The 13395-nt window shown below is 55.8% G+C and carries 11 protein-coding genes and 1 pseudogene; 7 read left to right on the top strand and 5 right to left on the bottom strand.

From position 1 onward, the window contains the following. Window positions 1–12: 12 nt before the first annotated feature. The 3 genes and pseudogenes from ugpE to ugpB form a co-directional block, all read right to left on the bottom strand. Window positions 13–855: a sn-glycerol-3-phosphate ABC transporter permease UgpE gene (gene ugpE, locus FE795_RS08700; protein ID WP_003800051.1), complete on the bottom strand. Its 843-nt coding sequence runs from the start codon at window positions 853–855 to the stop codon at window positions 13–15. Between the two features lie 21 nt (window positions 856–876). Further along, window positions 877–1760, bottom strand: a pseudogene (gene ugpA / locus FE795_RS08705) (sn-glycerol-3-phosphate ABC transporter permease UgpA). Window positions 1761–1945: 185 nt separating this feature from the next. Continuing rightward, entirely contained in the window at window positions 1946–3253 is a 1308-nt protein-coding gene (gene ugpB / locus FE795_RS08710) for a sn-glycerol-3-phosphate ABC transporter substrate-binding protein UgpB (RefSeq protein WP_059317629.1), read from the bottom strand. A 166-nt stretch (window positions 3254–3419) separates the two neighbouring features. Between ugpB and proC the strand changes: the two genes are divergently transcribed. The 6 genes from proC to FE795_RS08740 all read left to right on the top strand — a co-directional run bounded on the left by proC (window position 3420) and on the right by FE795_RS08740 (window position 9436). After that, complete coding sequence (proC, locus tag FE795_RS08715; protein WP_131071790.1) at window positions 3420–4271, top strand: pyrroline-5-carboxylate reductase; 852 nt, start codon at window positions 3420–3422, stop codon at window positions 4269–4271. A gap of 323 nt (window positions 4272–4594) precedes the next feature. Beyond that, a complete protein-coding gene (locus FE795_RS08720; RefSeq protein WP_003800044.1) occupies window positions 4595–5716 on the top strand; it encodes a high-affinity branched-chain amino acid ABC transporter substrate-binding protein in 1122 nt (373 codons plus the stop codon). Between the two features lie 104 nt (window positions 5717–5820). Then, entirely contained in the window at window positions 5821–6750 is a 930-nt protein-coding gene (livH, locus tag FE795_RS08725) for a high-affinity branched-chain amino acid ABC transporter permease LivH (protein WP_003800042.1), read from the top strand. Continuing rightward, window positions 6750–7973, top strand: a complete 1224-nt coding sequence (gene livM / locus FE795_RS08730) for a high-affinity branched-chain amino acid ABC transporter permease LivM (RefSeq protein ID WP_039942987.1) — start codon at window positions 6750–6752, stop codon at window positions 7971–7973. The genes livH and livM overlap by 1 nt, the downstream gene beginning before the upstream one ends. Continuing rightward, window positions 7970–8734: a high-affinity branched-chain amino acid ABC transporter ATP-binding protein LivG gene (livG, locus tag FE795_RS08735; RefSeq protein ID WP_003800036.1), complete on the top strand. Its 765-nt coding sequence runs from the start codon at window positions 7970–7972 to the stop codon at window positions 8732–8734. Before livM ends, livG begins: the two co-directional genes overlap by 4 nt. Beyond that, window positions 8735–9436 (top strand): ABC transporter ATP-binding protein, encoded by a 702-nt coding sequence (locus FE795_RS08740; protein ID WP_003800034.1) that lies wholly within the window; start codon window positions 8735–8737, stop codon window positions 9434–9436. Window positions 9437–9682: 246 nt separating this feature from the next. Here the strand turns inward: FE795_RS08740 and FE795_RS08745 are convergent, their stop codons facing one another. Then, a complete protein-coding gene (locus FE795_RS08745) occupies window positions 9683–10297 on the bottom strand; it encodes a glutathione S-transferase family protein (protein ID WP_039942985.1) in 615 nt (204 codons plus the stop codon). A gap of 60 nt (window positions 10298–10357) precedes the next feature. Next, window positions 10358–12268 carry an alpha/beta hydrolase family protein gene (locus tag FE795_RS08750; RefSeq protein ID WP_131071791.1) on the bottom strand — a complete coding sequence of 637 codons (1911 nt, stop codon included), beginning with the start codon at window positions 12266–12268 and terminating at the stop codon, window positions 10358–10360. Window positions 12269–12421: 153 nt separating this feature from the next. Here FE795_RS08750 and FE795_RS08755 point away from each other — a divergent pair, with 153 nt between their 5' ends. Further along, window positions 12422–13393, top strand: coding sequence for a D-2-hydroxyacid dehydrogenase (locus FE795_RS08755; protein WP_003800028.1), 972 nt, complete (start codon window positions 12422–12424; stop codon window positions 13391–13393). Window positions 13394–13395 lie beyond the last annotated feature (2 nt).

The raw sequence follows: 13395 nt of genomic DNA on the forward strand, positions 1-13395 counted from the left end.
GCCTGTAGAGAATTACTTTTCAGAGTCGATAAGACCTTTGACGAACCATTTTTGCATCAGCATCACCACCAGTGCGGGCGGGATCATCGCCAAAAGGGCCGTTGCCATCACCACATTCCATTCAGTCACGCTGTCACCACCGGAAATCATGCGCCGGATACCGACCACAATCGGGTACATATCCTCTTTGGTGGTGATAATCAACGGCCACAGATACTGGTTCCAGCCGTAAATGAACTGAATCACAAACAAAGCGGCAATGCTGGTTTTGGATAGAGGCAGCAACACATCCTTGAAAAACCGCATCGGGCCAGCCCCATCAATACGCGCTGCCTCGATCAACTCATCCGGCACGGTCAGAAAGAACTGGCGAAACAGGAAGGTGGCCGTTGCCGAGGCGATCAGAGGCAAAATAAGGCCTCCGTAGCTATCGAGCAATTGCAAATCGGCCACCACCTTGTAAGTGGGCATGATTCGCACTTCCACAGGCAGCATCAGGGTGATGAAAATCATCCAGAAAAACAGCATGCGAAAGGGGAAGCGGAAGTACACCACGGCAAATGCCGAGAGCATGGAAATAATGATCTTGCCAACCGCAATGCCCAGCGCCATCACCATGCTGACCAGCAGCATGCGGCCCACGGGCGGAGAGTTGGTCGCCGTGCCTTGCAAGGCGGTCAGGTAGTTCTCCACCATGTGCGAGCCCGGCCAGAGCGACATGGGCGCACGGGCCACTTCGGCACTGGTCTGGGTCGAGGCCACAAAGGTGATGTACAGGGGCAGGGCGATCACGATCACCCCCAGGATCAGGATAAGATGCGTGAAAAAATCGAGAAGAGGGCGTCGTTCAACCATGACTATGTTCCTTGCTGCGCATTAGCTGTACGTCACTTTGCGATCGATGTAGCGGAACTGAATCACGGTCAGTGCCACCACAATCGCCATCAGCACCACGGACTGAGCCGCCGAGGAGCCAATATCCAGGCCTCGAAAGCCGGTGTTATAGACTCGGTAGACCAGGATCGACGTTGCTTCACCTGGGCCGCCTTGGCTGACGACATCAATGATGGCGAACGTATCAAAGAAGGCATAAATAATATTGACGACCAACAGGAAAAAGGTCGTGGGCGCCAGCAGGGGAAACACAATGCCCCAAAAACGGCGCATTGGCCCGGCACCGTCCATGGCGGCTGCTTCAATCAGAGAGCGAGGGATTGCTTGCAGACCCGCCAGAAAGAACAAAAAATTGTAAGAGATCTGTTTCCACACCGAGGCAATCACCACCAGCAACATGGCATCGTTACCATTCAAACGCGGGTTCCACTCAAAGCCCTGCTCCAGCAGAAAAACCGCCACAATCCCCACGGACGGCGAAAACAGAAATAGCCATAACACACCGGCCACGGCGGTTGCCACGGCATAAGGCCAGATCAGCAGGCTGCGATACAGCAGGGCGCCACGCACCACACGATTTGCCATTACCGCCAACAGCAACGCCACCACCAGGCCCAGAACGGACACGGCAAGGGAAAACACGGCGGTCGTCTTGAACGAGGCCCTGTATTCCGTACTGCTGAACAGCTCGGTAAAGTTGGCCAGGCCGACAAACTGCGAGGACAGACCAAACGGATCTTCCAAATGAAAAGCCTGCCACAGCGCTTGCCCGGCAGGCAGGAAAAAAAGATCACAGTAATGGCCAGCTGCGGAGCAAGTAGCAGGTAGGGAAGTGTCTTATGACGAAAGACGACACGTTTTTCCATAGGTTCGCGCGCAAGGGGAAAGGAGCGCCACCATCAGGGTGGACAGATTTCAGGTGAAACGAAAAGCGTATGAGCAGCCAGGACGGCCTGCTGACGGTTTAGTAGGGCCAGGGGCCGGAAGGAACGTCGTCAGGCGCTGCGCTCATACGCTCGATTGTAAACCACCCGCACAAGGCGGGCCCGGCTTACTTCACGCTCTTTTCAAAGCGCTCCAGCAGTTCATTGCCACGGTTTTGCATGGCTTTCAAACCTTCTTCAGGCGTGACTTTACCTGCAAAAATCTGTTCCATCACACCGTCCTCGATATCGCGAATCTGGGGCAAATAACCCAGTCGGATACCGCGGGAGTTATCGGTCGTGCTGGCATCGAGCTGTTTGACCGCCACATCCGCACCTACGTTTTTAGCGTAGAAATCGGACTCCTTGGTCTTTTCAAAGCCGGCCTTGGTCACAGGGACATAACCGGTGTTCTGGTGCCAGGCAGCAGCCTGCTCAGGGCTGGAGATGAACTGGAAGAATTCGGTAACGCCTTTGTAGACATCATCCGACTTTTTGGCAAATACCCAGAGGGAGGCGCCACCAATAATGGAGTTCTGAGGGGCGCCTTGCACATCGCTGTAATAGGGCAGGCTGCTGGTGCCAAACTCAAACTCGCCGGTTTTGATGATGTTGGCGCGGTTGCCGCTGGAGCCGGTAAACATGCCGCACTTGCCGCTGGTAAACAGGGCGTTGGCCGTATCACCCCGACCGCCGTACGAGAAGGAGCCGTCCTTGGACATATCCGCCAGGAAGGTCATGTGCTTGAGAAACAGCGGATTGTCCAGCTGCAGGCGGGCACCGGGGCCACCAAAGCCGTTGTTTTCACTGGCATACGGAATGTTGTGCCAGGCCGCAAAGTTTTCCAGCAAAATCCACGATGGCCAGGACGAGGTATAGCCACACTCCTGACCGGACTCACGCAGTTTTTTGGCGGTGGCATGCAGTTCCTGCCAGGTCTTGGGTGGGTTTTCGGGGTCCAGGCCAGCCTTTTTGAACGCATCCTTGTTGTAGTAGAGCACGGGAGTGGAGCTGTTGAACGGCATGGAGATCAGCTTGCCCTCGTTCGAGGAGTAGTAGCCGGCCACAGCGCCCAGAAAATCAGCGGGGTTGATCGGTTTGCCCACTTTTTCGGACATCTCCTGAACGGGCTGAATAGCGCCTTTGGCTGCCATCATGGTGGCTGTGCCCACTTCAAAGACTTGCAGGATATCGGGTGCATTTCCCGCCCGGAAAGCGGCCACGCCAGCATTCATGGACTCGCCATAATTGCCTTTATACGAAGCCTTAACCTGGTAGTCCGACTGAGATGCGTTAAAGTCTTTGACTAATGCATTAACCCGTTCGCCCAAGGCTCCTTCCATTGAGTGCCAGAACTGAATTTCCGTGGCCGCTTGCGCAGTGCCAATCGAAGCAATCAGACCGGCCAGAGACAGAGCAAATAGTTTTGTTCGCATCAGGTTTTCTCCTGTATAAAAGGTGCCGCTAAGGTGTAGCAGGTTTTAAAACTCAAGCTTATGACTTGTTTATGACGCTCTCGTGAATGTATCCATGGGTTCGTCATATAAGCAATGACTAATTACCCTCAAACGCTAAGAAAACGTGTCAGAGGACAGATTTTAAATGGGAGCGATGATGAATCCACACGATACCTCTTTTAAGCTGGCGTTTATCGGCGCAGGCAATATGGCTAGCGCGCTGGCCGCTGGTTTGATCGGGAAACGCTGCGGCGGCTCGGACGTTTTGGCAATCGATATCTACCCGCCCGCCCTGGAGTCCTGGGCCCAGCAAGGCGTACACATCGCCCATGAGCCCGGTCCGGCCCTGTCCAGGCAACGTATCTGGGTTTTCGCCGTCAAGCCCCAGGTCATGAAAGAGACCGTGCTGGCCTGCAAACCCTATCTGCAGGACGATACCTTGGTGATCAGTGTCGCTGCCGGTATCCCCGCCACCGCGCTGGCCCAGTGGCTGGGTGAGCCTGGCAAGCCGTACCAGCGTGTTATCCGCTGCATGCCCAATACGCCGGCCTTTATTGGCTGTGGCATTACCGGTCTGATGGCTCTGGAACAGGTGGATGACAGCGACAAATCCATTGCTCAGCAATTGTTGAAGTCCGTTGGCGAGGTGGTTTGGGTTGAGGACGATGCAGCCATTGATGCCGTCACCGCCGTTTCGGGCAGTGGCCCAGCTTACGTCTTTTTGTTCATCGAAGCCTTGATCAAAGCCGGAATTGAGCAGGGCTTGTCGCCCGAACAGGCCCGCCAGCTCTCACTGGCGACCTTGCATGGAGCCACCCAGCTGGCAACCCTGTCTCCCGAAGCGCCCTCCGTCTTGCGCGAGCGGGTCACCTCCAAGGGCGGTACCACGGCTGCAGCTTTGGCTGTTTTTAACGAAGGGGGTTTTACGCCACTGGTACAACAAGCAGTCAAGGCTGCCAAACTGCGGGCCGGTGAACTGGCTAAAGAGTTTTCCTGATACCTGCTTGATTTTCTTTACCCCAAGCGGAATTAATCGGGCGCCCTGAACAGGCAAAACAAAAAGCATCCTCCGGGATGCTTTTTGTCTTTTAGCCATAAGGCCTTGAACAGGCGAGGTATTTTCAGGAAACAGGTTTTTAACAAAGCAGGCTTATTCGGAAAACACCGTTGCGCGGCGCTAGGGCTTATACGAAGTGACAACGTTTAGGCGGCTACCCCAAAATGGGTTCCCTTGGTGCAGAACAACGATTATCCAGGCACCAGAAAAAGCACTTTCTAAAAAGCAATGCCGGTAGACCCCGGCCTCGGGAGACAGCTGCTATGACCTTTACTCGACGCTTTACCCCCGCTCTGACCGCCCTGGCCACGGTAATGGCCATGGGTACCGCCTACGCGGCGGACACCATCAAAATCGGTATTCCTCAACCCATGACCGGCCCATCGACTCAATACGGGGACCAGATCCAGGCCGGTGCCTTGACCGCGATTGACGCGATCAATGCAGCAGGGGGGGTCAAGGGCAAAAAGCTGGAGGCCGTTCTGATTGACGATGCCTGTGAACCCAAGCAGGCCGTACCGGCTGCCAACCGCGTGGTCAACTCCGGCGCCAAGTTCGCCGTCGCCCATGCGTGCTCGGGCACGACCGTACCAGCTGTCAACATCTACGAACAGGAAGGGATTGTGGCGATTACTCCCGGCGCCACCTCGCCGCTGGTGACCGACACCATCAAACCTCATTACTTTTTCCGCACCATCGGGCGCGATGACCAGCAAGGCCCTTTTGCGGCCGACTACATTGCTGATGTGCTCAAGCCCAAGAGCATCGCCGTGCTGCATGACAAGCAAACCTACGGCTCGGGCGTGGCCACGCAAGTGCGTGACGCACTCAAGAAAAAGAACATGAACATCGTCATGTACGAAGGCATCAACGTCGGTGACAGCGATTATTCAGCCGTGATCACCAAGCTCAAGGGCGTCAATCCAGACCTGATTTATTTTGGCGGCTATCACGCCGAACTGGGTCTGTTACTGCGTCAGGCTCGTGAGCAGGGCATGACAAACACCTTCATGGGACCGGAAGGCGTTGCCAACCGTGACCTGGTCGCCATTGCCGGCCCGGCAGTGGAAGGATTGCTGGTGACCTTGCCCACTGACTTCACCAAGATGCCGGCCAACAAAGAGGTGATGGAGAACTTCAGCAAATACAAGCGCAACCCTAACGGGGCCTTCACGTTCCCGGCCTATGCGGCCGTACAAATTATTGCCGATACGATCAACGCCGTCGGCGAGGATTCGGCCAAGGGCGCGGACTACATGCACGCAAATGCGTTCAATACCGCCATTGGCGAGGTAGAATACGACGCCAAGGGTGATTTGAAGCACTTCGAATTTGCCGTTTTCAAGTGGGATAAAGATGGCAACTTTGATCTAGTTGAGAAATAAGACTGGATGATGTGCCCCCGCTCTTTATGAAGAACGGGGGCATTGCTTTTGGATGCCCACAAAGCCTCAGAACAAAACGACGGACTCAACGGAAAAAAACAAGCATGTCTGATTTACTCCCTCAGATCGTGCAACAGCTGTTCAATGGATTATCCTTGGGCGCTATTTATGCACTGATCGCCATCGGCTACACAATGGTCTATGGCATTATCGGAATGATTAACTTTGCCCACGGCGAGATCTATATGATCGGCGCCTATGTCGGGCTGGTGACCCTGACTGCGATTGGCGTAGGCTCGGGTTTGCCCATCTGGCTGATCATTCTTATCATGTTGCTGGTTGCCATCCTGGTAACCGCCGTTTACGGCTATGCGATTGAAAAAGTCGCCTATGCGCCGTTGCGTGGCAGCCCCCGGCTGGTTCCGCTGATCTCGGCCATTGGTATGTCCATTTTTCTGCAGAACTGGGTGGCCCTGGGTCAGGGCGCGCGCGACATGGCCGTACCAACGCTGCTGTCGGGTTCCTTCCAGTTCAGCCTGGGCTCGGACGGCTTTACCGTTACAGCGCCATACTCGCGTGTCATGATTATCGTCGTGACCGTGGTGCTGATGATCATGCTCAGCCTCTACATCAAGTATTCGCGACTGGGGAGGGCTTCGCGCGCGTGTTCCCAAGACTTGCGCATGGCCAATCTGCTTGGTATTGATACCAACAAGATCATTTCCTTTACCTTCATCATCGGTGCCATGCTGGCCGCCGTGGGCGGCGTGCTGATTGCCACCGCGATTGGCAAACTGAACCCCTTTATTGGCTTTATCGCCGGCATCAAAGCCTTTACCGCCGCCGTGCTGGGCGGGATTGGCAGCATCCCTGGCGCCATGCTGGGTGGTGTCTTGCTGGGTTTGGCAGAAACCTTTGCGGCTGCCTTTATTTCGTCGCAGTACAAGGACATCGTGGCCTTTTTGCTGTTGGTCTTTATCCTGCTGTTCCGCCCCACGGGCCTGCTGGGTAAACCCGAGGTGGAGAAAGTCTGATGATGAACCGCTTTAGCAATGCATTTATCGCCGCTGTTCTGGCAGGCATCATTGTGGCTCCCGTCTTTGGGCTGCAAATTGTGCGCTCCGGAATGACTACCCATCTGGAGAGCGATTGGCAGATCGTCCTGATTGGCATGGCCCTGGTATTTGTGGTTCAGCTGATCCGGCCCAACGTCAATCGCACCAAAGTGCGAGAAAGCCGTTGGACACTGCCGACGCTAAGCATGCAGCACAAAAAGATTCTGCTGTATATCGTGATTGCCTGCGCCGTGGTCTGGCCCTTTTTTGGCGGTCGAGCCCAGGTGGACATTGCCACCCTGGTGCTGATCTACATCATGCTCGGTCTGGGCTTGAACATTGTGGTGGGCTTTGCCGGCCTGCTGGACCTGGGTTTTGTGGGTTTCTACGCGGTGGGTGCCTACACCTACGCCTTGCTCTATCACTACGCAGGCTGGGGCTTCTGGGAAGCACTGCCGCTGGCTGGTGGCATGGCGGCCCTGTTTGGCTTTCTGCTGGGTTTCCCCGTGCTGCGCTTGCGTGGCGACTATCTGGCCATCGTCACTCTGGGTTTTGGCGAAATCATCCGCCTCTTGCTCATCAATATGTATGACCTGACCGGCGGCCCTGACGGTATTTCCGGCATACCCAAGCCAACCGTATTCGGTTTCCCCATGGCGCGTCGTGCGCCAGAAGGGCAGACCACGTTCCACGACTTGATGGGCTGGACCTTCAGCAACCAGGACGTGGTGGTGTATCTGTACTTGATGGCCCTGGCTTTGGCCCTGATTACCTTGCTGGTCTCCAGCCGCGTGGTGCGTATGCCCATTGGCCGTGCCTGGGAAGCCTTGCGCGAGGACGAGATTGCCTGCCGTTCGCTGGGGCTGAACCCGACCACCATCAAGCTGTCTGCCTTTACCATGGGCGCCATGTTTGCCGGCTTTGGCGGGGCATTCTTCGCTGCCCGTCAGGGTCTGGTCAATCCAGAGTCTTTCACCTTTATTGAATCCGCCCTGATCCTGGCCATTGTGGTGCTGGGTGGCATGGGTTCACAAATCGGCGTCATCCTGGCGGCCATTGTGCTGACCGTGGTCCCTGAGCTGGCCCGAGAGTTTGCGGAGTATCGGATGTTGATTTTTGGTCTGGTCATGGTGGCCATGATGGTATGGCGTCCGCAGGGCTTGTTGCCTGTGCAGCGTCCTCATGTGGAGTTGCGCACATGAGTCCATTACTGCAAGTATCAGACCTGTCCATGCGTTTTGGCGGCTTGCTGGCGGTGGATTCCGTCAGCTTTGATGTGGCCAAAGACGAGGTATTTGCCATCATCGGGCCCAACGGGGCAGGCAAGACTACGGTGTTTAACTGCGTAGGCGGTTTTTACAATCCCACCTCCGGCTCGGTCACTCTGGAAGGTCAGCCCATTCACGGCCTGCCCAGCCACAAAGTGGCTCAGAAAGGGCTGGTGCGCACTTTCCAGAACGTGCGTCTGTTCAAGAAGCTGACCGTGCTGGAGAACCTACTCGTTGCCCAGCACAGCCAGCTCAAGGCCGGGTTCCTGTCGGGGCTGCTGAATCTGTCACGATACAAACAGTCCGAGAAGCAGGCCAAAGAACGTGCCGTGCAATGGCTGGATTTCATGGGGCTGACTGACCTGGCCAATCGCGAGGCCGGCAACCTGGCCTACGGTCACCAGCGCCGCCTGGAAATCGCGCGTTGCATGATTACCCAGCCGCGCCTGTTGATGCTGGACGAACCGGCTGCCGGCCTGAACCCCCAGGAAAAACGTGACCTGCAGGCTCTGATCGACCAATTGCGTCGCGAATTTGGCGTGGCCGTCTTGCTGATCGAGCACGATATGAGCCTGGTTATGGGCGTATCGGACCGGATTCTGGTGATGGAGTATGGCAAACCCATTGCCACCGGCCTACCTGAAGAAGTGCGCAATGATCCGCGCGTCATCAAAGCCTATCTGGGGGAAGAATAAGTGCTCAAGCTGGACTCCGTATCTACCCATTACGGCGCGATTCAGGCGCTGGACCAAGTCAGCGTGGACGTCAATCAGGGCGAGATCGTCACCCTGATTGGCGCGAACGGCGCAGGCAAAACCACCTTGCTCATGACGGTATGCGGTTCGCCCCGAGCCAGCTCGGGCAGCATCAGCTTCATGGGCGAGGACATCACGCACGCTGATACGCACCGCATCATGCGCAAAGGCATCGCCATTTCCCCGGAAGGCCGCCGCGTCTTTCCGGACCTGACCGTGTCGGAAAACCTGAAGATGGGCGGTTTCTTTCTGAACCGCAGCGAGATCGAAGAAGGGGAAGAGCATGTCTACAAACTGTTTCCCCGTCTGAAAGAGCGCGCCTCCCAGCGTGCCGGGACCATGTCCGGTGGTGAACAGCAAATGCTGGCTATTGGTCGTGCCCTGATGAGCAAACCCTCTTTGCTCTTGCTGGATGAACCGACGCTGGGGCTGGCTCCGCTGATCATCGCGCAGATCTTTGACATCATCCGCACCATTCGTGATGAAGGCGTGACGGTGTTCCTGGTCGAGCAGAACGCCAACAAGGCCCTGCAAGTCGCAGACCGTGGCTATGTGCTGGAAACCGGGAAGGTGGTGATGCAGGATACCGGGGCCAATCTGTTGGCCAATCCGGATATTCGCAAGGCGTACTTGGGCGCGTAAACAGCCAGCCCTCATAGCCTCAGCGCCGTACCGCACCGCGCATTTGAAGTATCGCTTTAATTGACGGGCTGTAAAAAAAACCTGAATCTCAGCTTGAGCTGGATTCAGGTTTTTTATTCGGAGAGTCAGCAGGGACAAGGATGGCGGCACCAACGCTAAAAGCCGTCGACATTCCTGCCCACAGTGTCAGGGGAGTAAAGCACGGCCGTATCCCCTGAACGCCTGAATCGCTAGCTGCTATACAACTTAATCCTTCAACAAGCCTTCACCACGCAGCGCCGCCTTCACACCTTCGTTCTGCTCCATGCGAGCAAAGAAAGCGTTCAGGTTCTTCATGCCTGACAGGTCCAGCTTCATCAGACCCGCCCAGCGCAGCACCACGTACAAATAAGCATCAGCCACAGACAAGGAACCCGACAGGGTTTCTTTGCCTTCCAGGTGCTTGTCGATCACACCAAGCTGCTTGGTCAGCAGGACAGCCGTCTTGGCTTTGATTTCGGCCTGTGTCGATTCCTGATCTGCATAGCGATGCGTACCAAACATGACACCTACGTTGCGGTGGATTTCGGCATTCAGGAACGCCAACCAGCGGCGGGCCTCAAAGCGTTGTTCGATGGTGTTGCCCAGCAGATTGGCCTGAGGAAATTTTTCGTTCAGGTACTCCAGAATAGCGATGCTTTGCGTCAGGACCAAATCACCATCGACCAGAACCGGCACGGCCCCGTTAGGGTTCAGCTTCAAGAATGCCTCTTGCTGCAGCTCGTCGCGGCTGACGCGCTGAGCTTCAAACGGTGTGCCGATCCACTCCAGTGCGATGCGGGTCACCAAAGGACAAGCGCCTGTCATGTAATACAGTTTCATACGTTCTCTTTCCAAAAGTGCGGTAAACAAATGGCGCGAGCTCATCGCGCCACTCCAAAACTATCGAGCTTGAAGGTGGCGGGCCAGGAAGCGCTCCATGCGTTCGTAAAACTCGAACTTGTTCTCGTCATTGTGAAAGCCGTGGCCTTCGTTGTCCTTGACCATATACTCCACGTCCACGCCGCGAGCCTTCAAGGCCTCTACCATTTGATCACTTTCTGCCTTGTTCACCCGTGGGTCGTGGGCGCCCTGGGCAATAAATAACGGGGTGCGGATCCTGTCGGCATGCAAAACAGGCGAATTGGCTTCCAGCAGCTCCTTGTCTTTGACGGGATCACCCACCATCGCATGCATCTTCACCAGCATCGGTTTCCAGTAGGGCGGAATGGTGTTCATGAAGGTCAGAAGATTGGACACGCCTACATAGTCCACTGCCGCTGCGTACAAGTCAGGGGTTTTGACAATACCGGCCAAGGTCGCGTAACCACCGTAGCTGGCACCGTAAATAGCAATGCGTTTGGGGTCAGCAATCTTTTGATCGATCAGCCACTGAACGCCATCGCTAATGTCGTCCTGCATGCTCAACCCCCATTGTTTGAAGCCCGCTTCCCAGAACTTGCGACCATAACCGGTCGAACTACGGAAGTTGATCTGCAAAACAGCGTAGCCACGGTTGGCCAGGAACTGGACTTCGGGGTTAAAGCCCCAATAGTCCCGCGTCCAAGGCCCCCCGTGCGGATTGATGACCACCGGCAGGTCGCGGCTGGGCACACCCAAAGGCAGGCTCAAGTAGCCATGAATCTTCATGCCATCGCGGGCCGTAAATTCGATGGGCCGCATCACCGCCATATCACTTTCCGGCAAAGCACTATTGATGACGGCCAGCTTGTGCAGGCTGTTGCTGTCCACATCGTACAAATAGCGCGAGCCAGGGTTGCGGTCGCTGTAGCTGGCCACAATCATTTTCTTCTCGTCGCGTGTCATGGACTGCACGCTGATTTCATAGCCCGGCAATTGACGGGCGATCGCGGCGTGAATTTTCTCGCTTTGCTCATCAAAGAAATGCTGACCGGGCTTGTCGGTATAGTAATCCACCGACGTCAGCACCTGACGCAGGCGTGAATACCCGGCCCCCATCAGGTCGTAATCGGGCAGCTCATAAACATTCTCTTCCACGTCGGGTCTGGCAGGGTCAATCAAGACCAATGCCAAGGTGTCACGCCCACGATTGCTCAGGGCATAAAAGCGCTGGTTATCGGCGTGAAAAAAGAGGGGGCTGACTTCGGTGCGGAAATCTGTTTGCAAAATGCTGCGGAAAGGCTCGGATTCGCTGTCACGATAACGCAGTTCGGAATCCACACCGGAAATGGCCATGGCCAGGCGTACGCGGCCCTGATGGTCCGTGCTCCAGCCCAGCACATCTCCCGGATTCTCGGCCGCCAGCGTGCTTTCACCGGTCAGCACGTTGACCTTGTAGACATCAAAGACTTCCGGGTTGCGACCATTGTGCGAGACCAGAATATGGTCCGGATCATCGGGCAAATCATCTTGCACGCCCGCTCGCACCCCTTTCAAAGGCGTCAAGTCCGTGATCTTGCCCGTATTCACATTGACGGCCAGAACGTGATAGTTCTCGTCGCCATTGACATCCTTGGCGTAAATTACGGTCTCGTCGCCTTTCCAGAAGTACTCGGCAATATCGCGTTGATGCTCGGCGGTCACGCGACGAGGCTCGCCGACCGGTTCACTGCCTTCCAGCTCTTGCACAAAAATATTCTGACGAGCGGGATGTCCGTCGATCTTGACCGGCTCCATAAAGCCGATCATGCGCCCTTGATCAGAAATCCGGAAACCGCTGCGTTTGGGGTTCTGAAAAAAATCCCGAATGTCGTACAGGGGAGGAGTGACGCTGGCGACGTTCTCCGGTACCAGGGCATGCGCGCCCAAAGAAAGCAAGAGGGACAAGAGCATAAGCACGAACCTATAAAACAGGGTTATGGAAGGAGACCAGGGACAAGCCTGCATCAATCCCATTACTATATCGGATGATGATCCCAAGCAAAGGCAAGAACCCGCTGATAATAGGGCCGCAACGTACCGCTACCGCTCAGGACAAGGACAGGCATGACTTCTTTGACTCGTATCGTTTTTCTGGATAGGGAAACACTGTCTGACAGCGTCAAGCTGCCGCAGGTTCCCTTTAAGCATGAACTGCAAGTGTACGGACGTACGGCTCCCGATCAAGTGGCCGAACGTATTGCTGATGCCGACATTGTCATCAGCAATAAAGTGGCGCTGCGACGCGAGCATATGCAGGCCGCGCCCCACTTGAAAATGATCGCACTGGCCGCCACGGGTAGCGACAACATTGACCTTGATGCCGCCCACGAACGTCAGATTGTGGTCAGCAATATCCGCGACTATGCCGTACGCAGTGTCCCAGAACACGTTTTTGCACTGATCTTTGCCTTGCGTCGTAATATCTGCGCCTACCGCCAGTCCGTCAAGGAAGGACGCTGGCAAGAAGCCCAGCAGTTTTGTTATTTCGACTATCCCATCCGCGATCTGGCCGGCTCCACCCTGGGTGTGATTGGCTCAGGCTCTCTGGGTCAGGCCGTCGCCACCATGGGCCGAGCATTGGGGATGAAAGTCATCTTTGCGCAGCGCCGTGGTCAGACCATCGTCAGCAATGCCGATGACCGCTTGCCCTTTGAGCAAGTGCTAGAACAAGCCGACATTCTCTCGTTGCATTGCCCCTTGACCGCTGACACGCAGAACATGCTGGGTATGGCCGAATTCGAACGCATGGCCCCCCGCCGTCCCTTACTGATCAATACTGCCCGTGGCGGGCTGATTGACAATCAGGCGCTGGAACACGCCTTGCGACAAGGCTGGCTGGGAGGCGCAGGGATTGATGTTTGCACGCCCGAGCCGCCACCCGCTGACCATACCCTGATGCGCTTGTTAGACTTACCCAATTACATTTTGACCCCGCACATAGGCTGGGCCAGTCAGGAAGCCATGCAGGCTTTGGCAAACCAGCTGATCGACAACATTGCGGCTTTCCATCGTGGCCAAGCACGCCATACGCTGTAAAT

This window comes from Alcaligenes ammonioxydans (assembly GCF_019343455.1).
Classification (GTDB): Bacteria; Pseudomonadota; Gammaproteobacteria; order Burkholderiales; family Burkholderiaceae_B; genus Alcaligenes; species Alcaligenes ammonioxydans.